This window comes from Amycolatopsis echigonensis (genome assembly GCF_014174495.1).
Classification (GTDB): Bacteria; Actinomycetota; Actinomycetes; order Mycobacteriales; family Pseudonocardiaceae; genus Amycolatopsis; species Amycolatopsis echigonensis.
Genome location: NZ_JACJHR010000073.1, coordinates 17,194 through 39,767 on the forward strand (window position 1 = coordinate 17,194; position 22,574 = coordinate 39,767).

Annotated in this window: 24 protein-coding genes; 10 read left to right on the forward strand and 14 right to left on the reverse strand. The window is 69.9% G+C overall.

Annotation, left to right across the window (positions count from 1 at the left end; genetic code table 11):
- Positions 1 to 159 precede the first annotated feature (159 nt).
- On the reverse strand, positions 160 to 1,254 hold the full coding sequence (locus tag H5411_RS35585) for a CaiB/BaiF CoA transferase family protein (protein ID WP_183126353.1): 1,095 nt from the start codon (positions 1,252 to 1,254) through the stop codon (positions 160 to 162).
- Positions 1,255 to 1,463: 209 nt separating this feature from the next.
- Here H5411_RS35585 and H5411_RS48000 point away from each other — a divergent pair, with 209 nt between their 5' ends.
- Positions 1,464 to 2,207 carry an antitoxin gene (locus tag H5411_RS48000; protein ID WP_246369668.1) on the forward strand — a complete coding sequence of 248 codons (744 nt, stop codon included), beginning with the start codon at positions 1,464 to 1,466 and terminating at the stop codon, positions 2,205 to 2,207.
- Positions 2,208 to 2,945: 738 nt separating this feature from the next.
- Here H5411_RS48000 and H5411_RS35595 read toward each other — a convergent pair.
- On the reverse strand, positions 2,946 to 3,578 hold the full coding sequence (locus H5411_RS35595; protein WP_183126354.1) for a class I SAM-dependent DNA methyltransferase: 633 nt from the start codon (positions 3,576 to 3,578) through the stop codon (positions 2,946 to 2,948).
- Positions 3,579 to 3,637: 59 nt separating this feature from the next.
- Positions 3,638 to 4,522 (reverse strand): ornithine cyclodeaminase family protein, encoded by an 885-nt coding sequence (locus H5411_RS35600; protein ID WP_183126355.1) that lies wholly within the window; start codon positions 4,520 to 4,522, stop codon positions 3,638 to 3,640.
- 94 nt (positions 4,523 to 4,616) lie between these two features.
- Here H5411_RS35600 and H5411_RS35605 point away from each other — a divergent pair, with 94 nt between their 5' ends.
- From H5411_RS35605 to H5411_RS35615, 3 genes are all read left to right on the forward strand, one after another.
- Complete coding sequence (locus tag H5411_RS35605) at positions 4,617 to 5,255, forward strand: GntR family transcriptional regulator (RefSeq protein WP_101438879.1); 639 nt, start codon at positions 4,617 to 4,619, stop codon at positions 5,253 to 5,255.
- Positions 5,252 to 6,466 carry an MFS transporter gene (locus tag H5411_RS35610; RefSeq protein ID WP_101438878.1) on the forward strand — a complete coding sequence of 405 codons (1,215 nt, stop codon included), beginning with the start codon at positions 5,252 to 5,254 and terminating at the stop codon, positions 6,464 to 6,466. The genes H5411_RS35605 and H5411_RS35610 overlap by 4 nt, the downstream gene beginning before the upstream one ends.
- A gap of 243 nt (positions 6,467 to 6,709) precedes the next feature.
- Positions 6,710 to 10,081, forward strand: coding sequence for a S8 family serine peptidase (locus H5411_RS35615; RefSeq protein ID WP_244194807.1), 3,372 nt, complete (start codon positions 6,710 to 6,712; stop codon positions 10,079 to 10,081).
- Here H5411_RS35615 and H5411_RS35620 read toward each other — a convergent pair.
- Entirely contained in the window at positions 10,066 to 11,187 is a 1,122-nt protein-coding gene (locus H5411_RS35620) for a TetR/AcrR family transcriptional regulator (protein ID WP_101438876.1), read from the reverse strand. The genes H5411_RS35615 and H5411_RS35620 overlap by 16 nt on opposite strands.
- 87 nt (positions 11,188 to 11,274) lie before the next feature.
- On the opposite strand from H5411_RS35620, the gene H5411_RS35625 reads away from it, so the two are divergent.
- From H5411_RS35625 to H5411_RS35635, 3 genes are all read left to right on the forward strand, one after another.
- Positions 11,275 to 12,411 (forward strand): cytochrome P450, encoded by a 1,137-nt coding sequence (locus tag H5411_RS35625; protein WP_101438875.1) that lies wholly within the window; start codon positions 11,275 to 11,277, stop codon positions 12,409 to 12,411.
- Positions 12,412 to 12,498: 87 nt separating this feature from the next.
- Positions 12,499 to 13,092, forward strand: coding sequence for an HdeD family acid-resistance protein (locus H5411_RS35630; RefSeq protein WP_101438874.1), 594 nt, complete (start codon positions 12,499 to 12,501; stop codon positions 13,090 to 13,092).
- A gap of 45 nt (positions 13,093 to 13,137) precedes the next feature.
- Positions 13,138 to 13,686: a DUF6069 family protein gene (locus tag H5411_RS35635; protein ID WP_101438873.1), complete on the forward strand. Its 549-nt coding sequence runs from the start codon at positions 13,138 to 13,140 to the stop codon at positions 13,684 to 13,686.
- A 244-nt stretch (positions 13,687 to 13,930) separates the two neighbouring features.
- Here the strand turns inward: H5411_RS35635 and H5411_RS35640 are convergent, their stop codons facing one another.
- From H5411_RS35640 to H5411_RS35650, 3 genes are all read right to left on the reverse strand, one after another.
- Positions 13,931 to 14,095 carry a hypothetical protein gene (locus H5411_RS35640; protein ID WP_158242544.1) on the reverse strand — a complete coding sequence of 55 codons (165 nt, stop codon included), beginning with the start codon at positions 14,093 to 14,095 and terminating at the stop codon, positions 13,931 to 13,933.
- Between the two features lie 30 nt (positions 14,096 to 14,125).
- Complete coding sequence (locus H5411_RS35645) at positions 14,126 to 14,326, reverse strand: hypothetical protein (RefSeq protein ID WP_220817920.1); 201 nt, start codon at positions 14,324 to 14,326, stop codon at positions 14,126 to 14,128.
- A gap of 71 nt (positions 14,327 to 14,397) precedes the next feature.
- The gene (locus H5411_RS35650; RefSeq protein ID WP_101438871.1) at positions 14,398 to 15,258 is read right to left on the reverse strand and encodes an NAD(P)H-binding protein; all 861 of its coding nucleotides are present in this window, start codon (positions 15,256 to 15,258) and stop codon (positions 14,398 to 14,400) included.
- A gap of 88 nt (positions 15,259 to 15,346) precedes the next feature.
- On the opposite strand from H5411_RS35650, the gene H5411_RS35655 reads away from it, so the two are divergent.
- Positions 15,347 to 15,754: a winged helix-turn-helix transcriptional regulator gene (locus H5411_RS35655; RefSeq protein ID WP_101438870.1), complete on the forward strand. Its 408-nt coding sequence runs from the start codon at positions 15,347 to 15,349 to the stop codon at positions 15,752 to 15,754.
- A gap of 58 nt (positions 15,755 to 15,812) precedes the next feature.
- Here the strand turns inward: H5411_RS35655 and H5411_RS35660 are convergent, their stop codons facing one another.
- Together H5411_RS35660 and H5411_RS35665 are read right to left on the reverse strand one after the other, a co-directional pair.
- A complete protein-coding gene (locus H5411_RS35660) occupies positions 15,813 to 16,967 on the reverse strand; it encodes an acyl-CoA dehydrogenase family protein (RefSeq protein ID WP_183126356.1) in 1,155 nt (384 codons plus the stop codon).
- A gap of 20 nt (positions 16,968 to 16,987) precedes the next feature.
- Positions 16,988 to 17,839, reverse strand: a complete 852-nt coding sequence (locus tag H5411_RS35665) for a 3-hydroxybutyryl-CoA dehydrogenase (protein ID WP_208637475.1) — start codon at positions 17,837 to 17,839, stop codon at positions 16,988 to 16,990.
- Between the two features lie 140 nt (positions 17,840 to 17,979).
- On the opposite strand from H5411_RS35665, the gene H5411_RS35670 reads away from it, so the two are divergent.
- Complete coding sequence (locus H5411_RS35670; protein ID WP_183126357.1) at positions 17,980 to 18,648, forward strand: TetR/AcrR family transcriptional regulator; 669 nt, start codon at positions 17,980 to 17,982, stop codon at positions 18,646 to 18,648.
- A 4-nt stretch (positions 18,649 to 18,652) separates the two neighbouring features.
- Here the strand turns inward: H5411_RS35670 and H5411_RS35675 are convergent, their stop codons facing one another.
- From H5411_RS35675 to H5411_RS35690, 4 genes are all read right to left on the reverse strand, one after another.
- On the reverse strand, positions 18,653 to 19,201 hold the full coding sequence (locus H5411_RS35675; protein WP_183126358.1) for a YbaB/EbfC family nucleoid-associated protein: 549 nt from the start codon (positions 19,199 to 19,201) through the stop codon (positions 18,653 to 18,655).
- Between the two features lies 1 nt (position 19,202).
- Positions 19,203 to 20,249 (reverse strand): hypothetical protein, encoded by a 1,047-nt coding sequence (locus tag H5411_RS35680; protein WP_183126359.1) that lies wholly within the window; start codon positions 20,247 to 20,249, stop codon positions 19,203 to 19,205.
- Position 20,250: 1 nt separating this feature from the next.
- Positions 20,251 to 20,628, reverse strand: coding sequence for a hypothetical protein (locus H5411_RS35685; RefSeq protein ID WP_220817921.1), 378 nt, complete (start codon positions 20,626 to 20,628; stop codon positions 20,251 to 20,253).
- Between the two features lie 130 nt (positions 20,629 to 20,758).
- On the reverse strand, positions 20,759 to 21,595 hold the full coding sequence (locus H5411_RS35690) for a DUF1295 domain-containing protein (RefSeq protein ID WP_183126361.1): 837 nt from the start codon (positions 21,593 to 21,595) through the stop codon (positions 20,759 to 20,761).
- 51 nt (positions 21,596 to 21,646) lie between these two features.
- On the opposite strand from H5411_RS35690, the gene H5411_RS35695 reads away from it, so the two are divergent.
- Positions 21,647 to 22,144 carry an EXPERA domain-containing protein gene (locus H5411_RS35695; RefSeq protein ID WP_183126362.1) on the forward strand — a complete coding sequence of 166 codons (498 nt, stop codon included), beginning with the start codon at positions 21,647 to 21,649 and terminating at the stop codon, positions 22,142 to 22,144.
- A 45-nt stretch (positions 22,145 to 22,189) separates the two neighbouring features.
- On the opposite strand, the gene H5411_RS35700 is transcribed toward H5411_RS35695, so the two are convergent.
- Complete coding sequence (locus H5411_RS35700) at positions 22,190 to 22,558, reverse strand: VOC family protein (RefSeq protein WP_183126363.1); 369 nt, start codon at positions 22,556 to 22,558, stop codon at positions 22,190 to 22,192.
- Positions 22,559 to 22,574 lie beyond the last annotated feature (16 nt).

The following is a 22,574-nucleotide window of genomic DNA, read 5'->3' on the forward strand; positions in this document are numbered from 1 at the left end:
CACTCCCTGGCTGGCGAACGATGCCGTAGTCCAGCACGTTGCCTCGCCGCGAACGACCAACCGCGTCACCGCACCGGCGCGAGCCATTCCCCGACCTCGCGCTGACGCGGTTCGCGGGCCAGCCGAAGCCGGGACGCCGTCGTGCGGCAGGTGCGGCTCCTAGGCCTCCCAGTCGGCGAGGACTTTTTCCGTGTCCGCGCCCGGGACCGGCGGCGAGGACGGCGTATCCGGTGTGCTGCGCGAAAACCGCGGCGCCGGGGCGGGCTGGACGATCCCGTCCAGCGTGATCAGGCCGGACCGCGCGGCGATGTGCGGGTGCTGGGGAGCCTCGTCGGGCGCGAGGACTGGCGTGACGCACGCGTCGGTGCCGTCGAAGACCTCGGCCCATTCGTCGCGCGTCCGAGTCAGGAACACGCGGGTGAAGGTGGCGCGGAGGGTGGGCCAGCCGTCGCGGTCGAGTTGCGGCGGGAGGTCTTCCGCCGCGAGGCCGAGGCCGTTCAGGAGAGCCGCGTAGAACTGCGGTTCCAGGGAACCGACGGCGACGTAACGGCCGTCCGCGCAGACATACGTGTCGTAGAACGGCGCACCGCCGTCCAGGAGGTTCGTGCCGCGTTCGTCGGACCAGGAACCCAAGCCGCGCAAGGCCCACATCATCTGGGAGAGCACGTTCGCGCCGTCGACCATCGCCGCGTCCACGACCTGGCCGCGTCCGGTCCGGCCGCATTCCCACAACGCCGCGAGCACACCCGCGATCAGGAACATCGATCCGCCGCCGAAGTCGCCGACCAGGTTGAGCGGCGGCACCGGACGTTCGCCCGCGCGGCCGATCGCGTGCAGCACGCCGGTGAGGCCCAGGTAGTTGATGTCGTGCCCGGCGCGCTGGGCGAGCGGGCCGTCCTGGCCCCAGCCGGTCATCCGGCCGTAGACCAAGCGGGGGTTGCACGCGAAGCAGTCGTCCGGCCCGACGCCGAGCCGTTCGGTGACGCCCGGGCGCAGGCCCTCGATCAGCACGTCCGCCTTCGCCGCGAGCCGCAGGACGAGTTCGCGGCCTTCGGAGGTCTTGAGGTCCGCGGCGACCGAGCGGCGGCCGCGCAGCAGCGGGTCCGGTTTGCCGCCGCTGAGGTCGAGCGATCCGGAAGGCCGTTCCACGCGGACGACGTCCGCGCCCAGGTCGGCGAGCACCATGCACGCGTGCGGCCCCGGCCCGATTCCGGCCAGTTCGACGACTTTCAGCCCGCTCAACGGTCCCGCCACATGTCCTCCTCGGCTCCGGCGCCCTGCGGCGGCGACCCTACCGGCCGCCCCGGCCCGGACCCGGGCGTGTGGGGTAACCCACCCGTGGCCCGACCCGGGCAGAACCGGCGCCGCGCCTCACCCGAACCGGGGACTGGCGTCTCGCTGCCGCGCCCGTCGGGTACCCGGCTGGTATCCATGGGTCACGAATGGATCAAGGAGGAATTTAGATGAGCTTTTTCGACCAGGCCAAGGACAAGATCCAGGAATTCGCGGGCAACAACCCGGACAAAGTCGGCCAGGGCATCGACAAGGCCGCCGAATTCGCCGACCAGAAAACGGGCGGCCAGCACGGCGACCAGATCCGCCAGGGCGCGGACAAGCTGAAGGAAAACTTCGGCGGCGGCCAGCAGGGCGGCCAGGAACAGGGCGGCGGCCAGCAGCAGGGAGGCTTCGACCAGGGCGGCCAGGGCGGCCAGCAGCAGGGCGGTTTCGAGCAGGGCGGCCAGCAGGGCGGCTTCGGCGAGGGTCGCGGCCAGCAGGGCGGCGGCCAGCAAGGCGGATTCGGCCAGGGCGACGAGGGCGGCTTCGGCCAGGGCGGCCAGCAGCAAGGCGGGTTCGGCCAGGGCGGCGGACACCAGGGCGGACACCAAGGTGGACACCAGGGCGGCCAGGGCGGCTACGAGCAGGGCGGCCAGGGCGGTTTCGGCCAGGGCGAGCAGGGCGGCTACGGCGAAGGCCGCGGCCAGCAAGGCGGTTTCGGCCAGGGCGAGCAGGGCGGCTACGGCGAGGGCCGCGGCCAGCAAGGTGGCTTTGGCCAGGGCGAACGGGGCGGCTACGAACAAGGCGGCCAGGGCGGTTTCCAGCAGGGCGGCCAGGGCGGCTACGAGCAGGGCGGCCAGCAGGGTTTCGAGCAGGGCGGTCAGCAGGGCGGCTACGACCAGGGCGAGCAGCAGTGGGGCAACCAGCAGTAACAACGGCTTTTCCGGCCTGAGTTACGGTGCCGAGCACGTCCAAGACGAGCCGCGCGCGTCAACGCCCACCGGCGAGCCACGCGCGTCTAACGTCGACGGGGCGAACCACCAGCAACAGCGTCCACGGGCGAACCATGCGCCTCAACGTCCGCGACGAGCGCGTCAATGTCCGCAAGGAATCGCTCGTCAACGTCCGGGGCGAACCGCGCGCATCAGCGTCCGCGGCGAACCACCGCAACGTCCACGCGAGCAACGCGCATTCAGTGTCTACGGCGAACCACGCCCAAGGAGCGTCCGTGGCGGGTCAACCTCCACGGGCACACCGCGTGCGTCAACGGCCGTCGCGGACCGCGCGTCAACGTCCACGGCGGACCACGCACAAGAGCGTCCGTGGTGGGCCGCGGGTCAACGTCCATGGGCGCACCGCGTGCGTCAACGTTCGTCGCGGACGCGCGTCAACGTCCGCCGCGAACGGCGGGCATCGGCGTCTGTTGCGAACCACGCGTCACATCGCGACAAGCGAGCCGCGTCAGACCGGTAATCGTCAGGCTGTAGTCAGACCTCATCCGGCGAGCTAAGCGAAGGACGCATCGAGCGAGACGGGGCGGCATTTTCCGCGCAGTTTCCGGCGTGTTTACCCGGAGAGCGCGAAAATGCCGCTCCGTTTTTCCGTCCGACGCGCTACCCCGCCGAATCTATTTCACGATCCCGCCGCCCCAGCGCGATTTCCAGCCCCGCTCAGCCGGGTTTGCGGGCCGAGATCAGGACGTGTTCCTCCGGCTCCGTCCCCGGCGTCTCCGGCTCGAACGTCTCCTCCCGGGTCCCGGTCACCTCCAGTCCGGCCGCATGCACCCGCTCGACCAGCGCGTCCACCGGGAAGCTCGTCACCCGGATCGAGTGGCCGAGGAACTCGATCGGCACGTCCTCGATATCAGCGGGCACGGTCACCAGCGCGAACCTTCCGCCCGGCGCCAGCCAGCCGGCGATGCGGCCGAGGACCCTCTCTGTCTCGGCCCTCGACAGCTGCACGAACGAGAAGAACGCGCACACCGCGTCCCACGAGCCCGGAGCTGTCTCCCATTCCCGCACGTCAGCCCGCACGAACTCAGCGCCGGGCACCTGTTCGCGGGCGATCCGCACCATCTCCGCCGACACGTCGATCCCGGTCACCCGATGTCCCGCGGCAACCAGCTCCGCCGCCGCGGGACGGCCGGTCCCGCTGCCGATGTCGAGCACGCGCGCCGACGGCGGCAGGACCTCGATCAACTCCCGTACCGCCGCGTCCACCACCGGCCGGCGGCCGAACGCCTCCTCATAGCCAGCGCCGATCGCGTCGAACAGTTCCGCCGCGGTGGTCAGCTCCTCGGACATCCCAGTCTCCCCTCGCCGTCGAAGAAGCCCAGGCTATCCGCCCCCACCGACAATTCCGGTCACTCGGCAGCTTCGTAGACGGCCGCGGCGACGACCAGGTCCTCCCAAGCCATCCCGACGCTCTTGAACACCCGAGGCCCCGCTCCCACGGCATGCCCCGAAGCCAGTGCCGCGAGCGAGACAAGATCATCCAAGGCGAGCACACCGGATTCCCTTGCCAGCACTACCTCCCCAGCCTCGCTAGCAGCCGCGCCGATTCCCTCAACGACCACAGTGGACCGTCCAATGAGGACATCGTCGACTTCCCGCGCCTCAGGTTCATGCGAGCCAACGGCCACGACGACGGCGTGCTCGGGCACCTTGGCACCGTCGAACACCGGGGTCCGCGAAGAGGTGCAGCAGGCAACGAGATCAGCTGAGGCCACGTCGTCCGGCGTGCCGACCCGGGCGAACGGGTACTGCGCGGCAAAGGCTCGCGTCCGCTCCGAATTCCGGCCGACCACCACCACGTCCCGCAGAGATCGCACCGCCCGGAAAGCCTCGATGTGACTCCGCGCCTGCGGCCCCGTCCCGAACACCACGAGCCGTTCCGCGTCCGGCACCGCGAGCAGATCCGCCGCGACCGCGGAGACGGCCGCCGTGCGCACCGAAGTGAGCGCGACGCCGTCCAGCAGCGCTATCGGCGTGAGCGTCTGGCCGTCCATCAGGAGGTAGTGCCCCTGGATCCGCGGCAGTCCCCGAGCCGGGTTGTCCGGCGCGACGGACGCGACCTTGACCCCGGCGAAGCGGTCCCAGAACGCGGGCATCAGCAGGAACTGCCCGGGGGGCACGGGCACGACGGACCGCGGCGGGTCCTCGTCCGGGTCGAGGCCGTCGGCGAGGGCCGCGCGGACGGCGTCGACGGCTTGCTGCACGGTCGGCCGGGCATCAAGGAGCAATCGCACGCCAGCGAGGATCGCACAGGGCCCCGACAGAACTGCTGAGCCGCAGGTCACAACACCTTAGATACAAGCTGGGATGCATGTTAGCGTCGCTCCTGTGAACGCTCTGAAACCCGCCGCCGACCGCGCCTACGAGCTCACCAAGGAACTCGTGCTCACCGGCGAGCTGCCCGGCGGACACCTGTTCAGCGAGGGCGAGATCGCCGAGCGCCTCGGGGTGAGCCGCACTCCGGTGCGCGAGGCGTTCCTGCGGCTGCAGGTCGAGGGACTGCTCAACTTGATCCCGAAGCGCGGCGCGATCGTCGTGCCGGTCACCCCGGGAGAAGCGGAGGACGTCCTCGAAGCCCGTGAGGCCGTCGAAAGCGCCGCGGTACAGCGGCTCGGCCGCCGCCCGGAGCTGATCCCGGACGCGCTCGAGCAGCTGCGCGCGGTGCTGGACACCCAACGCCGACACGCCGAAGCGGGCGACGTGCCCGCGTTCGCCGAAGCCGACGAGCTGTTCCACCGCACGATCGTCGCCGCTGGCGGCAACGCGCTGCTGCTCAGCTTTTACACCACCCTCGCCGACCGGCAGCGCCGGATGAACGTCCACGCGCTCGCGCCGATCCCGGCCCGCCTGCCGCGGGTCGTCGGCGAGCACGAACAACTGCTCACCATCATCGCGGAGGCCGAGACGAAGGCCGACACCTTCGCCCCGGCCCTGCGAGCCCACTTGGATTCGGTGCACCGTCGATGACCGCTACCGCCGACCGCGCTCCCCTGCCCGAAACGACCACGCTCCCGGCCTGGTTCCCGGCCGCCGCCGCGGTGTTCGCGTGCGGCTGGGGCGGCAACCAGTTCACCCCGCTGCTCGTGATGTACCACGCCGCGGGCTACTCCGCGTTCACCGTCGACGCCCTGCTCGGCGCGTACGTCGTCGGCCTCGTGCCGGGACTGCTGCTGTCCGGCGGACTGTCCAATCGGTACGGTCGCCGCCCGGTGATGTTCGCCGGCACCGTGCTGTCGCTGCTGGCGAGCATGCTGCTGGCGCTCGGCCCGCTCGGCGTCGCGTGGATCGCCGCCGGCCGGTTCCTCGCCGGCATCGCGGTCGCGGTCGCGATGGCCGTGGGCTCTACCTGGATCAAGGAACTCGCCGACGCCGACCCGTACAGCGCGGCCGACACGGGCACCCGGCGCGCCGCGCTGTGCCTCACGCTCGGGCTCGGCATCGGCCCGGGCGTCGCCGGAGTGCTCGCGCAATGGGGGCCGTGGCCGATGGTGCTCCCCTATCTGGTCCACATCGGACTCGCGCTGGTCTCGCTGGCCGCGGTCACGCGCAGTCCGGAAACGCTCGCTGTCCGGACCGCGTCGGTCCGCGCCGCGCTGCCCGCCACCGCGAGGCATCCGCGATTCCGCCGCGTCATCCTGCCCGCGGCACCGTGGATCTTCGGCTCGTGCGGCGTCGCGTACGCGATCCTTCCGCAGCTGGTCGAGCACCAAACCGGGTCGTGGGCGCTGGCCTATTCCACTTTGCTCACCGTCTGCGCGATCGGCGCGGGAGTCGGGATCCAGCCGATCGCCAAGCGGGTCGACCGCGCCACCAGCGCCCGGGCCGTGCTCACCGGGATGACGGTGCTCTGCGTCGGCCTCGTCTTGAGCGTCTTCGCCGCGGCACGGGAATCGCCGTGGATCGCTCTCGGCGCGGCGGTCGTGCTGGGCGCCGCTTACGGCATCGTGGTGGTGTCCGGGCTGCTGGAATTGCAACGTCTCGCCCGGCCGGGCGAAATCGCGGAACTCACCGGCGTGTACTACGCGCTGGCGTATGTCGGATTCCTCTTGCCGTCGCTTTTGGCGGCCCTGAACGGAGTAGCGGGCTACCCGGTGCTGCTCGCCTGCGTCGCGGCGGTCGCCATCGCGGGAACCCTTGTGGTGACCCGGCACTCGCGCCGGCACCTGCCGCAGAACTGACCCCGATTCCGGCAAACGGGACCGAAGGCGCCAACGCGCGGAAATTCGGTCCTGTTTGCCGGATTTGTTTCCCACTATTGTCGCTTGTGGATCGCGAAGGAGTCGGAAAGAGTTCCCCTACTGGGAAATCGGACGCGGCACGAATGCGCCCGATTTCGTCGGGGCCGGTAACTCACGAACCCTTCTAGCAGGAAGTGGGAACTGCACATGGGGCGTTCCTCGCGATCCGTTCGCGCCCTGGTCATGGCTGCGACCGGCAGCCTGGTGCTGGCCGGGGTCACCCAGCCGGCGCAGGCTGCCTCGCCAGCCGCGTCGGCCGACACCACGCCGCAATCGGTGATCGTCGTCCTCGCGGACCAGCTGCCCAGCGCGCCGCCCACCAAGGCGGCCTCGGACACTCGCCGCGCCAAGGCCACCCAAGAACAGGACTCGGTGCTCGCCAAGCTCGCGGGCGCGGCACCCGCGAAGGTCAAGCATTTCGCACTGGGCAACGCTTTCTCCGCCACCGTCACGCCCGCGCAGGCCGCGCAGCTCGCGCACGACCCGGCGGTCGCGCAGGTGCTGCCGGACAGCAAGGTGACGCTGCCGGACGCCAAACCGAGCGCTCCGGCCGCCGCGCCGAAGGCAGGCGGACCGGCCTCGCCGGCCACCCCGAACGCGATCTGCCCGGCCGATCCGGCGAAACCGTTGCTGGAGCCCGAAGCGCTGACGTCGATCCGCGCGTACAGCACCAACGGCGGCAAGAGCGCTTCCGACCTGGCCAATGGCACCGGGGTGAAGGTCGCGTTCCTCGCCGACAACATGGACCCGAACTACGCCGACTTCATCCGTCCCGACGGCAGCCATGTGTTCTCGGACTACCAGGACTTCTCCGGCGACGGCCCGAACACGACCGACGCCGGGGCCGAGGCCTTCGGCGACGCCTCCTCGATCGCCGCGCAGGGCGTCGTGGTCCACGACCTGTCGAAGTTCGTGAACGAGAAGCACCCGCTCCCGGCGGGCTGCAACATCGTCGTCAAGGGCGTCGCCCCGGGCGCGAGCCTGGTCGGCCTCAACGTTTTCGGCCGGACCGCCACGAACTCCGCGGTGCTGCAGGCGATCGACTACGCGGTGACCGTCGACCACGTCGACGTGATCAACGAGTCGCTCGGCCTCAACCAGTACCCCGATTCCAGCTCCCGCAACCTCTTCCAGGTCTTCAACGACCAGGCCGTGGCCGCGGGCGTCACGGTGACCGCCTCGAGCGGCGACGCGGGCGTCACGTCCACGATCGGCAGCCCGGCCACCGACCCGCTGGTGATCTCGACCGGCGCGACGACCGACAACCGGCTGTACGCGCAGACCGGCTACGCGGCCTTCCCGTTCTCCAACGGGAAGTGGGTGAGCGACAACATCTCCGCGCTGTCGTCGTCCGGCATCACGCAGGACGGCCGCACCATCGACCTCGTCGCACCCGGCGAGGGCAACTGGGCCGATTGCGCGCCGGCGTACGCGGAATGCCACAACTTCAACACCGTGCCGCAGCCGACCGACCTCGAATCGTTCGGCGGCACCAGTGAATCCGCCCCGCTGACCGCGGGCGTTGCCGCACTGGTCATCCAGAGTTACCGCAATTCCCACCACGGTGCGTCGCCGACGCCCGCACAGGTGAAGCAGATCATCACCAGCACCGCACGCGACCTCAACCTCCCGGCCGACGAGCAGGGCGCTGGCCTTCTCGACGCCCGCGCGGCGGTCGAAGCGGCGCTCACCGCCACGGGCTCGACCGGGGCACCGGCGGGAGTCGCGTCGAACATCTCGCTGTCGGCTGACCAGCTGACGCTGGAAGGCGCGCCCGGCAGCACGCAGCAGGCGTCGGTGAACGTCACCAACTCGGGCACCAAGCCGCTGACGGTCAGCACCGGCACGCGGACCTTCGCCCCGATGGGCACGCAGACGCAGACCACCGGGTTCGACTCGACGAAGCTGCCGACGTTCCCGTACTTCAACGGCACCAACTGGGCGTACAAGAAGGTCACGTTCTCCGTGCCGAACGGCGCGCAGCGGCTGCTGGCTCGGATGGCCTGGCAGGGCAGTCCGAAGGCGGTCAACGGCCAGTCCGTCACCCCGGTGGTGCGGCTGACGCTGCTCGCGCCGGACGGCACTTTCGTCGCCAACAGCCGTCCGCAGGGCGGGGCCGCGACGGCGAACTACGCCAACGTGGACGTCACGCGGCCGGCCGCGGGCACGTGGACCGCGGTGCTGTACTCGGCGTCCGGACAGGCCGGATACACCGGTGACATCCAGCTGGCGACCACCGCGCAGCGGGCCGTCCCGTACGGCCAGGTGTCGCCGCAGATCCTGCAGCTCAACCCCGGTCAGACGAAGCCGGTGCACGTCGCGCTGCAGACCCCGGCCAGCGGCGGCGACGCGGACTACTCGATCACCTTCGGCAGCTCCGACGGCCACCAGACCAGCGTGTCGGCCGTGCTGCGCGCGCTGATCCCGACGAACCACGGCCCGGGAACCTTCGGCGGCACGATCACCGGCGGCAACGCCCGCGCGGTGTCGCCCGCGCAGACCTTCTCCTACGAATTCGACGTGCCGCGCGGCAAGCGGGACCTCGACGTCGCGGTGAAGCTGCAGGATCCGGGCACGCTGCTCGACGGCGTGCTGGTCGACCCGAACGGCGAACTCGCCGACGTGAACAGCAACGCCTTCCTCACCTCGGCCACGACGCTGGGCCAGGGCACCGCGTTGCAGCTCGTCGACGCCAACCCGCTGCCGGGCCGCTGGCACCTGGTGCTCGTCGTGCAGAACCCGGTGACGGGCAAGCAGATCGACCAGCCGTTCACCGGAACCGTCGGCTTCGACCAGGCCTCGGCCAGCGCACCCGCGCTGCCGCAGTCCGCGTCGCTCGCGGCGGGCAAGCCGGTGACCGTGCCGGTGACGGTGCGCAACACCGGAATCGAGCCAATCGCCATCGGCGTCGACGCGCGCACGAACACCCGGCAAACGCTGCAGCCGCAGCCGATCCAGGGTTCGACCGAGGTCGACCTGCCGGAGCTGAACACGAACGCTCCGGTGTATTCGATTCCGCCGGAGACGAGCAAGTTCACTGTCGCGACGTCCTCGACCGTGCCCGCACAGGCGGAAATCCAGGGCTCGGCGGCGGGCATCGACGTGCTCGGCGACCTGAAGTCCGCGCAGAACGGCAGCACGGTGTCGGTCGCGACGATCGGCGAGAAGACCGGGTACGTCACCAAGGGCGTCTGGTTCGCCGACGTGCAGGAGATCGGCCCGTTCGGTCCGGACGGCGCGCCCGCCGGGCATTCGAGCTACACGGCGTCGATCCAGACCGCGGGCTTCGACGGTTCGGTGACGTCGTCGACCGGCGACCCGTACGGCCAGTCGGTGGACCCGAACGGCACCGGCGGCACGCCGCAGCTGGTGAAGCCGGGCGAGACCGCGACGATCATGGTCACGATCACGCCGTCCGGCAACCGCGGGGACAAGGTGGCCGGGCACTTGAACATCGTGACCGTGCCGTCGCTGCCGACCGGGGTGACCGGTCTGCCGCAGGTCGGAACCGGTGAGGTGCTGGCGACTCTGCCGTACAGCTACCGCATCGGCTGATCTGGCATTCCGTGAGGGGAATCCTGAGCGACTTCAGGGTTCCCCTCACGGCTTTCGGCGGGCACCGGGCTCGTCGCGGCGGCGTGGCAGGCTCCGAAGCCCTCGGCACGCAGCAGGATGTGTCCATTGTGGACTCGGAGCGCGGTTTCGGTCGCGTCGCTCACCGCCGAAACGCCTGCCGCGGCAGCCACCGCACCGGTCTCGTCCACGATCACGCGCACGTCCGGCCACGCCTGCTCCGGGCAGGACTTCTTCAGCAATCCCCGCAGATCCGCCAGCACCAAGCTGGTCAGCGGAACCAGCTCCCCCGGCTGACCGGTCACGACGACGAGCGTGACGTCCTTGGCTGCCCGCAGCGCTTCCTCCACCGCGGACAGCCGATGCAGCCCGATCACCGCGACCACTCCGTCGCCGTCGATGCGCACCGGACGCCCTCGCAGGGCGTCGAAAACCTCCGGCGGAGACCAGGTTTCCCCGGCAGCTCGCGCTGGGGCCACGATCGGCGGATCCGGCCAGGTGTCGCTCATCTCCAGCGCCGGCAACGCTTCGCACGCGCGCACGACGTTGAACGGCTCGCCGAAACCGGGTGCCGCGGCCGCGAGCTGACTCGCCCCGTGCAGCATCGTCAACGCCGCTTCCGCCACTCGCACCAAGCGTCCGGATGAGGGCGAAAGCCGCTCCAGCACCAGACCGAGCACGATCGCGTCGAACCGCAGCAACTGCGCGTACGGCCGGTGGGTGACTTCGTCGGCGAGGATTTCCGGCAGCAGATCGACGCCGAGGCGCGCGTCCGGATCGGTGGCCAGCGGCAGGCGGGCGACCCAGGCGCGGGCGAACGCGCCGAGCGCTTCGGCGGGCGTCAGGCCCGGGTCCGGCTCGGGCGGCTGGGCAGCGAACTGCTCCGCCTCCGCCGCGAGCACGGCGAAGTAGAGCGCGCGTTTGCCGGGGAAATTGGAGTAGACCGCGCCGCGGGTCAGCTCGGCGCGCTCGGCGATCACGTCGATCTTGGCGTCGCGGAACCCGCGCTCGGTGAACTCCTCGCGGGCGGCGGCCAGCACCTTCGCCCGGTTGCGCTCCTGCGTCTGCGCCCTGGTCAGCCGCGCCATCGTGAGTCCTCCCGATCCGCTTCCTTGTCAAGATACCGTCGTCATCCATATGATGAGATCATCTGAAATGACCATCTGGAGGTCGCGGTGTCCCCCGTTCCCGAGCTCGACCTGACCGATCCGGCCGTCACGAGCGACCCGTTCGCCGCCTACGGAGCCGCCCGCGAGCAGGGCCCGCTGGCCAAGCTGACCGGTCCCGGCTTCCCGCCGATGTGGGTGCTGACGCGGCACGCCGAGGCGCGCGCGATGCTCACCGACCAGCGGTTCGCCTTGAGCGAGGCCAGCTATCAGCGTCCGGAGGTGCCCGAGCACTGCCGTCCTTACCTGCGGACGATGCAGGAAATGGAAGGGGCCGAACACGCCCGGTTGCGCCGTCTCGCCACGCCCGCGTTCGCCGCGCGTCGCGCGCTGGATTTCCGCCCGGAGATCGAGAAAGTCGTCGCCCGGTACCTGGACGCGCTGCCCGCGGAAGGGCCGGTCGACCTGCTGGCCGAGTTCGCCCAGCCGTTGCCGATGGAAGTCGTCTGCGCGCTCGTCGGCGTCCCCGAGGCGCAACGGCCGCGCTGGCACGAGTACGGCGCGGCGGTCGTCCAGGTGTCCGGCGACGGGTTCGCCGCCGCCGTGCCCGGGATCATCGACAGCTCGCGGACGCTGGTCGCGCATCCGGACAGCGCGATGCTGGCGCATCTGGCGAACGCGGGCCTGACGGAAACGGAATCCGTCGCGCTCGTCTGGCAGCTCGTGCTGGCCGGGCAGACTCCGGCGAACTTCATCGCCAATTCCGTGGAAACGCTGCTGTCCCATCCGGATCAGCTCGACCTGCTGCGCGCGGAACCGGACCGGTGGCCGGGCGCGGTCGAGGAATTGATGCGCTGGTGCGGTTCGCAGCTGCTGACGATTCCCCGGCGGGCGACCGAGGACGTGGACCTGCACGGCGTGCGGATCCGCCGGGGCGAGCCGGTCACCGCGTCGATCGCGGCGGCGAACCGGGATCCGCGCGTCTTCGCCGATCCGGACCGGTTCGACGTCCGCCGCTCGGCCGGCGCGCACCTCGGTTTCGCGCACGGTCCGCATTTCTGCCTCGGCGCGTCGTTCGCGAGGGTGCAGGCGGAGGTGGCGCTGACCGCGTTGCTCGACCGGTTCCCCGGCTTGCGTGTCCTTGAGGCGAAGCGGGTACCCGACCCCGGGACGTGGCGCCTCGCCGGGCTGACGGTCGCGTGGTGACGCCCTCGATCGGGTGAGGTCCCGGCGGTGCTGTCCAGGTCCGGCTACCGTTTCGCCAGGTCAGCACGACACCCCGGGAGGCGCTCGATGTCCACGCCCATTCCGCCCGTCCTCGGCTTCGCGGTGGTCGATCCGCGGCGCGCGTGGCCGCTCGTGCTCACGCGCGGGATCCTGGGCGTGCTGTTCGGCGTGCTGGCGCTGGTGTGGCCGGGGATCACCGTGCTGGCGCTGGCTTTCCTGTTCGGGATCTACGTGCTGATCGACGCGGTCGGCGCGATCATGCACGCGTTCCGGCCGGGCGACGGCGCGCACCGGATCGCGTACGCGCTGCTCGGCGTGCTGGGCCTGATCGCCGGGGTGCTGACGCTGGTGTGGCCTGGCGTGACCGTGCTGGTGCTGGCGACGCTCGTCGGGGCGTGGGCGGTGGTCACCGGGATCATGGAGATCGTCGCCGCGATCCGGCTGCGCAAGCAGATCACCGGCGAGGCGTTTCTCGTCGTGGCGGGCGCGCTTTCGGTGGTCGCCGGGGTGCTCGTGTTGTTCCACCCGATCGCGGGCGCGTTCGGCGTCGCGCTGCTGATCGGGATTTACGCGGTGATTTACGGGGTAACCCTGGTAGTCCTGTCGTTCCGGCTGCGTTCGCTCGCGAAGTCCGCCGAACCGGCGGAGCAGCCGAATTAGCGCGACAATCAGCAGCGACCGGTTTCGCGATGGAAGGACCGCCCGATGGTGCAGCAGTACCCCGGCAGTTACGGGGAGGACACCCGGCCAGGCATCGACGCCGCCAGGTTGTGGGCAGGCGGAGTTGCCACCGCGATCGTCGCGGCGCTCGTGGCGGTCGTGGGCCTGCTGATCGCGCGAGGCATCTTCGACGTGCCCGTCCTCGCCCCGAAAGGCGACGGGCTGTGGGGCAAAGCGAGCACGCCGACCTACGCCGTCTCCGCCGCGGCCGTCGCCCTGCTGGCGACCGGGCTGATGCACCTGCTGAGCGTGGCGACCCCCGCGCCGGGCCAGTTCTTCGGCTGGATCATGGTGCTGGTGACGGCCATCGCGGTGGTCGTGCCGCTCACCCTGACGGTAGGCCTGGAAGCGAAGATCGCGACGGCGGCGATCAACCTGGTGATCGGGCTGGTGATCGCCTCGCTCGTGAGCAGCATGGCGGCCAGTGCCCGGACGCTGCATCGGCGGAAGCGGAGCAGCCGGGCGGAGCAGCCGCCGCCTCCCCCGCCCACGCGGCAGTGGCCGGAGGGGCCGACTACGTATTACGACCGCTGATCTAGCGCTTCCGAGGCGGCCGCACCCGTCTCGGCGAATGTCTCAGGGCCGCCGCGGTCAGCACGATCGCGGCGGCTTCTTCCTGCCTGGCCCCTTGAGTTCTCGTTGCGCAGCACCGCTTTCGCCAGTTCCGCCCCGAACTCGTCCGGCACCGAGCGCGAAGCAGCCGACCGCTCCGCCGCGTCTCGTGACGGTCCGTTCTACGTGTTGTCCCCGGCTCTCGCCAGCTCGGGACGGGCCCAGCTCACCGGTCCGGCTCGCGGAGGTCGACGTCGTTCTGGTGCGCGATCTCCCGCAGTTCGGCCAATCGCTCGCGGTGGCCTTCCGCCTCTTCCTCGCCCGCGTCGTCCAGCGCCTGCTGCGCCGCCGCGATCCCCCGCTTCAGTTCCCGCACGAATTCGCTCGTCACATCGCCTCCGGTCGGATTGTTCACCGTGCTTCAGGCCGCGTGCTCGGCGCGCAGGTCGGCTTGGCGCGCCAGCACGCCGGTCAGGACCTCGCGCGCGACCGCCAGCAGCTCCGCGACCGCGTGCTCGCGCTGCGTCAGCAGCTCCAGCACCCGGGTCCGGGCCGGATGGCCGAGCGTCTTGAAGAACTCGGCTTTCAGCTGGTACAGCAGCCTGCTCACGGCTGCCGCCATCGGCCCAGGTCCCACCCCTGAGCCGGGCGGGTTCGGTAGTCGCACATATTAGCAATTGCTGAAGCCGCGGGTCAGCGCGCCGCAGGATCGAACTCGGCCGCGTGATCGGCCACCCACTGGGCGAAGGTCCGCGCCGGAACCCCGGTGACCTCTTCCACCGTCGACGTCGGCCGGTCGGGTTCGCTGCTGGCCAAGTGGGCGAACGCGTCGAGCATGGCGTCCGCGTACTCCGCCGGAATCCGCTGGAGAAGGAGTTCGCGCGCGACCTCCCGCGGCACCTCCTCCCAGCGGGTCTCCCGGCCGATCACCTCCCCGATCACCCGGACCTGCTCGACCTGCGTCAGCGCGGCGGCACCGGTGAGGTCGTATTTGGCGCCGACGTGACCGTCGGAGGTCAGCGCAGTCACCGCGACCGCCGCCAGATCGGCCTCGTGGATGAGCGTCGAGTACACCGAACCGTAAGCCCCGCGTACGACACCGCTCTCGCGAATCTGCGACGCCCAGCCGAGCGTGTTGGTCGCGAACCCGTGCGGTCGAAGGAACGTCCACTCCAGACTGGTGTGCTCGATCGCCTCCTCCACCGCGCGATGGACCCGGCTGATCGCGTCGTCCGAGTCACCGCGCACCGCGGCCGAAGAGAGCAGAACCAGCCGACGGGCGCTGCCGGCGATCGTGTCCGCGATCGCCTCGGCCGGATCGCGAGACATCAACGGCCACATCAAGAACACCGAGTCCACGCCGCGCAAGGCGGCGCGCAGGCTGTCCACATCAGACAGGTCACCGGGCACGACTTCAACACTGGCGGGAAGATTGGCCTTCTCGGGCCGTCGAGCCAACGCGCGCACCGGAAGTTCTCGTTCGGTCAGCTGAACAGCCACCTGACGGCCGACGTTGCCGGTAGCGCCGATCACCAGCGTCGGAGCAGTGGTCACGGGGAGTACCTCCTTGCTTCGCAGTGATACTCACCCTAGGTTTTGGGCTATCTTTTCGTAAGTACGCACCCTGAGGTAAGCTCCTGACATGGGAGTAGGCACCGAGGCAGGCCGTCGCACCTCTCCGGACCCGGGTGACGCATTCAACAGCGACTGCCCCGGCCGGACGGTGCTCGACCACGTGTGCAGCCGCTGGGGCACGCTGATCCTGCTCTCCTTGCGCGAACGACCGGCGCGCTTCTACGAACTGCGCGACACGATCGGCGGGATCAGCGAGAAGATGCTGTCGCAGAACCTGCGCACGCTGACGCGCGACGGGTTGATCCACCGCGAGGTGGAGCCCGCTACGCCGCCTAAGGTGACGTACTCGCTCACGGAACTTGGCCAGGAGTTGGCGACGCCGCTGGAGGGCCTGCTGGAGTGGGTCAGAGCGAGGGCCATTGATGTGGTCAAGGCGCAGAAAAGGCATGATCGACAGCACAAGCCTGCGTCCTGAGCACAAGAAAAAGCGGCACTGCCATGTCGACGGTGCCGCTTCCAAAAGTTGAAGAACCTCAGCCCTTCAGCAACTGCCGAGCCATCACCAGCCGCTGGATCTGGTTCGTGCCCTCGTAGATCTGCGTGATCTTCGCGTCCCGCATCATGCGCTCCAGCGGGAAGTCCCGCGTGTAGCCGTAGCCGCCCAGCAGCTGGACCGCGTCCGTCGTCACGCTCATCGCCACATCCGACGCGTGGCACTTGGCCGCCGCGCCGAAGAACGACAGGTCGTCGTCGCCTCGTTCGGACTTCGCGGCCGCGGTGTACACCATCTGGCGCGCCGTCTCGACGGCCATCGCCATGTCCGCCAGCATGAACTGGATTCCCTGGAAATCCGCGATGTGCTTGCCGAACTGCTTGCGCTCCTTGACATATCCCAGCGCGTGGTCCAGCGCGCCCTGCGCGATACCCACGGCCTGCGCGGCGATCGTCACGCGGGTGTGGTCGAGCGTGCGCAGGGCGATCTTCAGGCCCTGCCCCGGCTCGCCGACCATGCGGTCGCCCGGGATGCGCACCTGGTCGAACAGCAGTTCACGCGTCGGCGAACCCTTGATGCCCAGCTTCTTTTCCTTGGCACCGAAGGAAAAGCCGGGATCCGACTTTTCCACCACGAAAGCGCTCACGTTGGCGCCGCGGCGGCCGTCCGGGTCGGTTACCGCCAGAACCGTGTAGTACTCGGAGAAGCCCGCGTTGGTGATCCACGACTTCTGTCCATTCAGGATCCAGTCGTCGCCGGAAGGGGTGGCGCGGCAGCGCATCGAGGCGGTGTCCGAGCCCGCGTCGCGTTCGGACAGTCCATACGAGAATCCTGCCTCGCCCGAAGCCAGCGGGGGCAGGTACTTCGCCTTGACCTCCTCGTTGGCGGCCAGGATCAGCGGCATGCTGCCGAGTTTGTTCACCGCGGGGATGAGCGAGGACGACGCGCACACCCGCGCTACTTCCTCGATCACGATGCAGGTGGCCAGCGCGTCCGCACCGGCACCGCCGTACTGTTCCGGCACATGCGGGGCGTGGAAGTCCGACGCGACCAGTGCGTCGTAGGACGCCTTGGGGAATTCCTCGCGCTCGTCGGCTTCCGCGGCGTGCGGGGCGATCTGCTCTTCGGCGACCGCGCGCACGGCCTCGCGGATCGCTTCGTGGTCTTCGTTGATTTTGAACAGGTCGAAGCTCATCGGGATCTCCTCGCCGGAACTCAGTAGGTGTAGAAGCCGCGGCCGGTTTTGCGGCCCAGCAGGCCGGCGTCGACCATGCGGGCCAGCAGCGGCGGCGGCGCGTACAGCGGCTCCTTGAACTCCTCGTACAGCGATTCCGCGACGGCCTTCGTGGTGTCGAGCCCGATCAGGTCGGCCAGCGCGAGCGGGCCCTGCGGGTGCGCGGCGCCGCGCACGAGGCCCTCGTCGATCGCTTCCTTCGTCGCGAAGCCCGACTCCAGCATGCGGACGGCGGCGAGGATGAACGGGATCAGCAGCGCGTTCACGACGAACCCGGCGCGGTCCTGGCACAGGATCGCGTGCTTGCCCAGGGTTTCCTCGGCGAACTTGCGCGCGCGGTCGGTGGTCTCGTCCCCGGTCAGCAGGCTCGGCACCAGCTCGACCAGCGGCAGCACCGGAACCGGGTTGAAGAAGTGGATGCCGAGCACCTGCGCCGGGCGCTCGGTCGCGGTGCCGAGCTTCATGATCGGGATCGACGAGGTGTTGGACGCCAGCACCGCGTCCGGCGCGGCGACGATCTTGTCCAGCTTCCCGAACAGCTCCGCCTTGACCGCCTCGTTCTCGACGATCGCCTCGACGACGAGCGTGCGGTCGGCCAGGTCGTCGAGGCTCTCGGTGATCCGGATCCGCTCCAGCACCTCGGCCGCGGACGCGATCTTCCCCTTGCGCTCGGCCCGGCCCAGCGACGCCTCCAGCCGCGCCCGGCCCGCGTCGGCGGCCGCCCGGCTCGATTCGACCGCCACGACGTCCAGCCCGGCGCGGGCGCACACCTCGGCGATCCCCGCCCCCATCTGGCCGCAGCCGACCACGCCGACGAGCTCCACGTGCCTCACCCATCCCTCCGGTACTTGGTTTCATGATTACGGTACTCAGTACCGACGAGTAGGCGAGAGCGAGGTGGCCCACCTCACCCTGCTCCCGGGGCGCCGGGGCCGATTAGGCTGGCCGCAGCGTGCGTGCGAAAGGTGGCCCGATGCCCGAGAAACCGGCCAAGCAACGGCTGACCGAGGCCGCGTTCGCGCTGTTCGAGGAGCGCGGTTACGACCAGACGACGGTGGACGACATCACCGACCGCGCGGGAGTCGGGCGCAGCACGTTCTTCCGCGCCTTCCGGTCCAAAGAGGACGTGATCTTCCCGGACCACGAGGTGCTGCTGAGCGCGATCGCGGCCCGGCTCGCCGGATCCGACCCGCGCACCGCGACCGTCGCGGTCACCGAAGCCGCGCGGCTGGTGCTGCGGCATTACGTCGCGGAGGGCGACCTGGCGCTGGCGCGGTACCGGCTCACCCGCAGCGTGCCCGCGTTGCGCGCCCGGGAAATCGCGGGCACCCGGCAGTATCAGCGGCTGTTCCAGGAATTCGTCCACCGCTGGATGGGCGGCGGCGAAGAGACCGCACTGCGCGCCGAACTCATGGCGGCGGCAGTGGTGACGGCGCACAACCACGTCCTCCGCCGATGGCTGCGCGGGCAGGCGGCGGACCCGGAGGCGGCCTTCGACGCCGCGATGGCGGACACGGTCGCGCTGTTCGGCAACACCGGCGAGACGGAGACGACGGTCGTCGCTTTCCGCACGGGCAAAGACCTTTCCGCGGTCCTGCCCGGCTTGCGCAAGCTGCTCGGCGACGAGGGCACGCTCGGCTGAGCGGCTACCAGGCCTCGTCGAACCGCACGCCTGCCTCGTACCAGTCCTCGTCGCTGACCGGGCGTTCCGGTTCCGCCGGAAGCTGGGGGTCGGCGGTGCGGTTGCGGAGGTAGTCGCCCTCGCCCTGCACGGCGGCGGCTCCGGGAGCACTCGCCGTTTGCCGAGGCCCGGACTTTCTTGCCGCAGCAGAATCGTCCGACGAGGCGGACGGCCTTGCTTCAACGGCCGGAGCGGGTCGTCGAGGAGCAGCCGCCGGCGCGACGTCGGGCGTGAACCCGGCCCGCCACTTCAGCCGGTCCATCACATAGCCACGGGTGCCGAGCGGAGCCAGCAGCCCCGCCGTGCGGTTCGCCGATTCCCGCTGCGCTTCGGCGTACGTGCGCAGCACCAGCGCGGCCAGCTCGTCCGGCGGCAGATTCCGCACTGTGCCAGACAGCTTCAGTCCAGTGAGGACACCGTCGGTGTTGACCGTGGCGATGACCGCGTTGCCGGGCGAGGACGCCTCGACCGACAACGCGGCCAGTGCCTGGACCAGTTCTTCCGGACCGGGCACGTCAGTCCAGTGTGGACGGAGACAGCGGCTGCGACACCGAGCCGTCCGGTGCGATGTCGACGTTGCGGTCCCGGACCCGCTTCTCGGTGCCCTTCGGGGTGTTCGAGGTCTCGAAGTTGGCCGGGTCGAACGAATCGCCGGGGCTCACGTCGGGCGGGTTCGGCACCGGCGGCAGGTTGACCGACTTCTCGTGGATCTTGTCCGCGAGCCGTCCCGCCGATTCCTGCATGTGCGAACGGATCTTGTCCACGCCGCTGAGGAAGCTCTCGAAGATGTCGTTCGCGTTGTCGCCCTCGACCTTCGCCGAGGCCTGCGCGGTCACCTCGGTGAGCCCGGCTCCCGCACCCGCCACCGCGGCCTGCGCTCCGACCGCGCTCATCGACAGCCCGCCCGCCGCGGCCGCGGCTCCCGCCGGGGTGGCGACCACGGCGAGCATCCCGACCAGCGCGCCGGTGAACGCCACCGCCGCCACCTTCGACCAGGAGATTTCGCCCTCTTTGGCCTTCGCCTTCTGGTATTTCTCCGCGGTCTCCCGGAACGTCAGCGCGAGCGAGCTGAGGTCGTCGCGCGCGGCCCACACTCCGTCGCGGCTGGCGACGAGGTCGCTCTCCACGACCGTGATCTCCGCGGCCAGGGCTTCGTAAGCCTCCGAAAGCCGGTCGAGATAGGTCTTGACGTCCTCGGCCGCGTTTCCGCGCCACGAGCCCAGCAGCTCCTTCGCCCGCCGCAGTTCGGTGATCGACCCGCGGCTGAGGTTCTTCCACACCGGCTCGTACGAGTTGATCATCGCCTGCAGGCCGCCGCCGGTGTCCTTGAGGTCGGCCTCGGAGAACTCCCGGAAGACCTCGGCGACCTTGTCCTGGTAGGCGGCGAACAGCTCGTCCGTCAGGGCGAAGCTGAAGAACTCCGCGTAGCGCAGGAATTCCAGCCCGTCGAGCGCGTCGTTCGCGCCCTTCTGCAGATCGTCGCTGATGCCTTCGAGCAGTTCCGCGCGCGGACGGCCTTGCCCGCCGCCGCTAAGCCCGAAGTAGTCCTCCTGCTCGCTCACGTCAGCGCACCTCCCCGCCCGCGCGCCGCACCGCGGACTGCGCGTCGGCGTCCGACGCCTCGTACAGCTCGGCCACGCGCTTGAGCGCTTCGCTCGCCTGATGCGTCGTGTAGGCCAGTTTCGCGAGTGCTTCCTCGACCTTCGCGCGGTGGTTCTCGTACGCCGCCGCGACCTTGGGCATGCCGAGCGATCCGCCGAACGCCGTGGTCGGGCCGCCGCCGAACGGGGTGATCGCGCCGATGATGGCAGCCGGGCCGACCGCGTCGGGCAGGTCCAGCTTGCGCACGCCGCCGCGCGCGGTGTCCGCGGCGTCCCCGGCGGCCGCGACGAACCCGCTCGCCTTGCGCAGGTCGTCGAGGTCGGTCTCGAAACCGATCATGAAACTACCCCCAGTCGTGTGAACCGTGACCCTACCGGGCGAACGGTATCCCTTCCGACTCATCGGACGACGGGAAGGTTCACGGCATTAACGTGACGGCGCTCACATAACGGACAGTTCCGCTCGGCGCTCAGTCCGAAGTGGACCCGACGGCGCTCCCGCGACGGCCGGCCCGGCGCGGGAACCACGGCACGATCGGAGAAACACGCCGCTGGTAGTCCGCGTACTCCGGATAGCGGCTGAGGGTGATGCTCTCGGTGAAGATCGTCGAGCCGACGAACAACGCCGTCAGCAGGACCGCACCGGCGATGGTCCAGGTGACCGCGCCCGCCGCGGAGACGCCGAACAGGAACACCAGCCACCACTGCGCTTGTTCGAAGAAGAAGTTGGGGTGCCGGGAAAACCGGAAGAGGCCGGTCCGCGCGAACCGGGGGTCGGGAGTCCGCCCGGCCGCCGTCTCGCGCTTCTTCCACTGATGGAAGTTCCACTGCTGCTGGTCCGCGATCGTTTCGCCGGCGAGGCAGGCCACGAACGCGACGGCCAGCACGACATCGGCGGCGCCCAGCGGGGTCCGGTGGTCCAGCGCGGTCCACGCGGGAAGCGCGATGAGCAGCAGGATCGCGTTCTGGTAGAGCGTGATGAAGAAGAGGTTGAACAGCTGGAACTGCCACGGGGCCATCCGGCCGCGCAGCACCGCCCAGCGGTAGTCCTCGCCGCCGGGCGCGTAGCCGCCCTTGCGCGCGTAGTTGAACGTCAGCCGCGCGCCCCACAGGAACACGAGCGCGAACAGCAGGTTCAGCCTGGCGTCCGCGAACCCCGCGTGCCCGGCGAAGATCCCGGTGTAGGCCACCGGGACGACCGACCAGATCCGGTCCACCCAGGAGTACTCCCTGGTGAGCACCGACAGCAGCCAGCAGCCGGCGCACACGCCCGCGAACACCCAGAGGCACACCTGGAACGCGTTCATGCCCGCGACTGTACTGCCGGAATCGCCGGTGCGAGGACCTACAATCCGCCGATGACGGCGAACCTGCCCCTGCGCGAGCGCAAGATCGACATCTTCTTCGCGGCGATCTTCTCCGTCTTCACGGTGACGTCGCTGATCAGCGACCTGCTGCCGACGATCGGCGTCGACTTCTCGCGTCCGACCGGCACCTTCTTCGTCGACTCCAACTACTGGTACGCCCACGACGCCGACCCGCTGTTCATGCACCCGCCGGACTGGATGCGGATCGTCACCGGGCTCTCCGCGTTCGTCTACCTCCCGTTCTACGTCGTGCTCGTCTGGTGCCTGGTCACGGGCCGCAACGGGATCCAGCTGTTCGCGGTGGTCTACGCGACGATGATCGTCACCCTCACCGGGATCGTCGTGTTCGGCGTCGAGTTCTTCGGCGACCCGGCGACCCGCACCGGCAACCCGGGCAAGTTCCTCGCGTTCAACCTCCCCTACGTGCTGATTCCGTTGCTGCTGCTGGTGCGGATGCGGCGGCCGCGGCCGTTCGCCCGGCGGTTCTGACCACTGTGGACGGTCAGATGGCTCCAGTTCTGCGCGTTCCTGGCCTCAGTTTTCCTGCAGGACCGAAAGAATGTTCCCCGCCGGATCCTTGAACCACGCGATCAGCGGACCGCCGAGCCGGAAGACGCCCTTTTCGTCGACTCCCTCGAACGGTTCTAGGGAAACGCCTGCCGCGGCGAGGTCCGCGACCGCCTGGTCGATGTCGTCCACCGGGAAGTTGAGAATGGTGTACTCCGCCGGGACGTGCTTGTCGCCCTTCGGGTAGACGAGCACTTCGCGTCCTTCGGCGAGACGCAACCGCAGCATCCCCCAGTTCTCGGTGACCTCGATGCCGAGCGTCTCGGCGTAGAACTCGCGGGCGGCCGGGATGTCGTCCACGGAGAAACCGCTGAAGGCCCTGCTGGTGTCGAACACGGCTATGCTCCTTCTT

Coding starts and splice junctions, on each gene's coding strand:
- H5411_RS48000 (WP_246369668.1), top strand. CDS start 1,464: ATGAGCTTTTTCGACCAGGCCAAGGACAAGATCCAGGAATTCGCGGGC.
- H5411_RS35595 (WP_183126354.1), bottom strand. CDS start 3,578: ATGTCCGAGGAGCTGACCACCGCGGCGGAACTGTTCGACGCGATCGGC.
- H5411_RS35610 (WP_101438878.1), top strand. CDS start 5,252: ATGACCGCTACCGCCGACCGCGCTCCCCTGCCCGAAACGACCACGCTC.
- H5411_RS35615 (WP_244194807.1), top strand. CDS start 6,710: ATGGCTGCGACCGGCAGCCTGGTGCTGGCCGGGGTCACCCAGCCGGCG.
- H5411_RS35620 (WP_101438876.1), bottom strand. CDS start 11,187: ATGGCGCGGCTGACCAGGGCGCAGACGCAGGAGCGCAACCGGGCGAAG.
- H5411_RS35630 (WP_101438874.1), top strand. CDS start 12,499: ATGTCCACGCCCATTCCGCCCGTCCTCGGCTTCGCGGTGGTCGATCCG.
- H5411_RS35635 (WP_101438873.1), top strand. CDS start 13,138: ATGGTGCAGCAGTACCCCGGCAGTTACGGGGAGGACACCCGGCCAGGC.
- H5411_RS35645 (WP_220817920.1), bottom strand. CDS start 14,326: ATGGCGGCAGCCGTGAGCAGGCTGCTGTACCAGCTGAAAGCCGAGTTC.
- H5411_RS35655 (WP_101438870.1), top strand. CDS start 15,347: ATGGGAGTAGGCACCGAGGCAGGCCGTCGCACCTCTCCGGACCCGGGT.
- H5411_RS35660 (WP_183126356.1), bottom strand. CDS start 16,967: ATGAGCTTCGACCTGTTCAAAATCAACGAAGACCACGAAGCGATCCGC.
- H5411_RS35670 (WP_183126357.1), top strand. CDS start 17,980: ATGCCCGAGAAACCGGCCAAGCAACGGCTGACCGAGGCCGCGTTCGCG.
- H5411_RS35685 (WP_220817921.1), bottom strand. CDS start 20,628: ATGATCGGTTTCGAGACCGACCTCGACGACCTGCGCAAGGCGAGCGGG.
- H5411_RS35690 (WP_183126361.1), bottom strand. CDS start 21,595: ATGAACGCGTTCCAGGTGTGCCTCTGGGTGTTCGCGGGCGTGTGCGCC.
- H5411_RS35695 (WP_183126362.1), top strand. CDS start 21,647: ATGACGGCGAACCTGCCCCTGCGCGAGCGCAAGATCGACATCTTCTTC.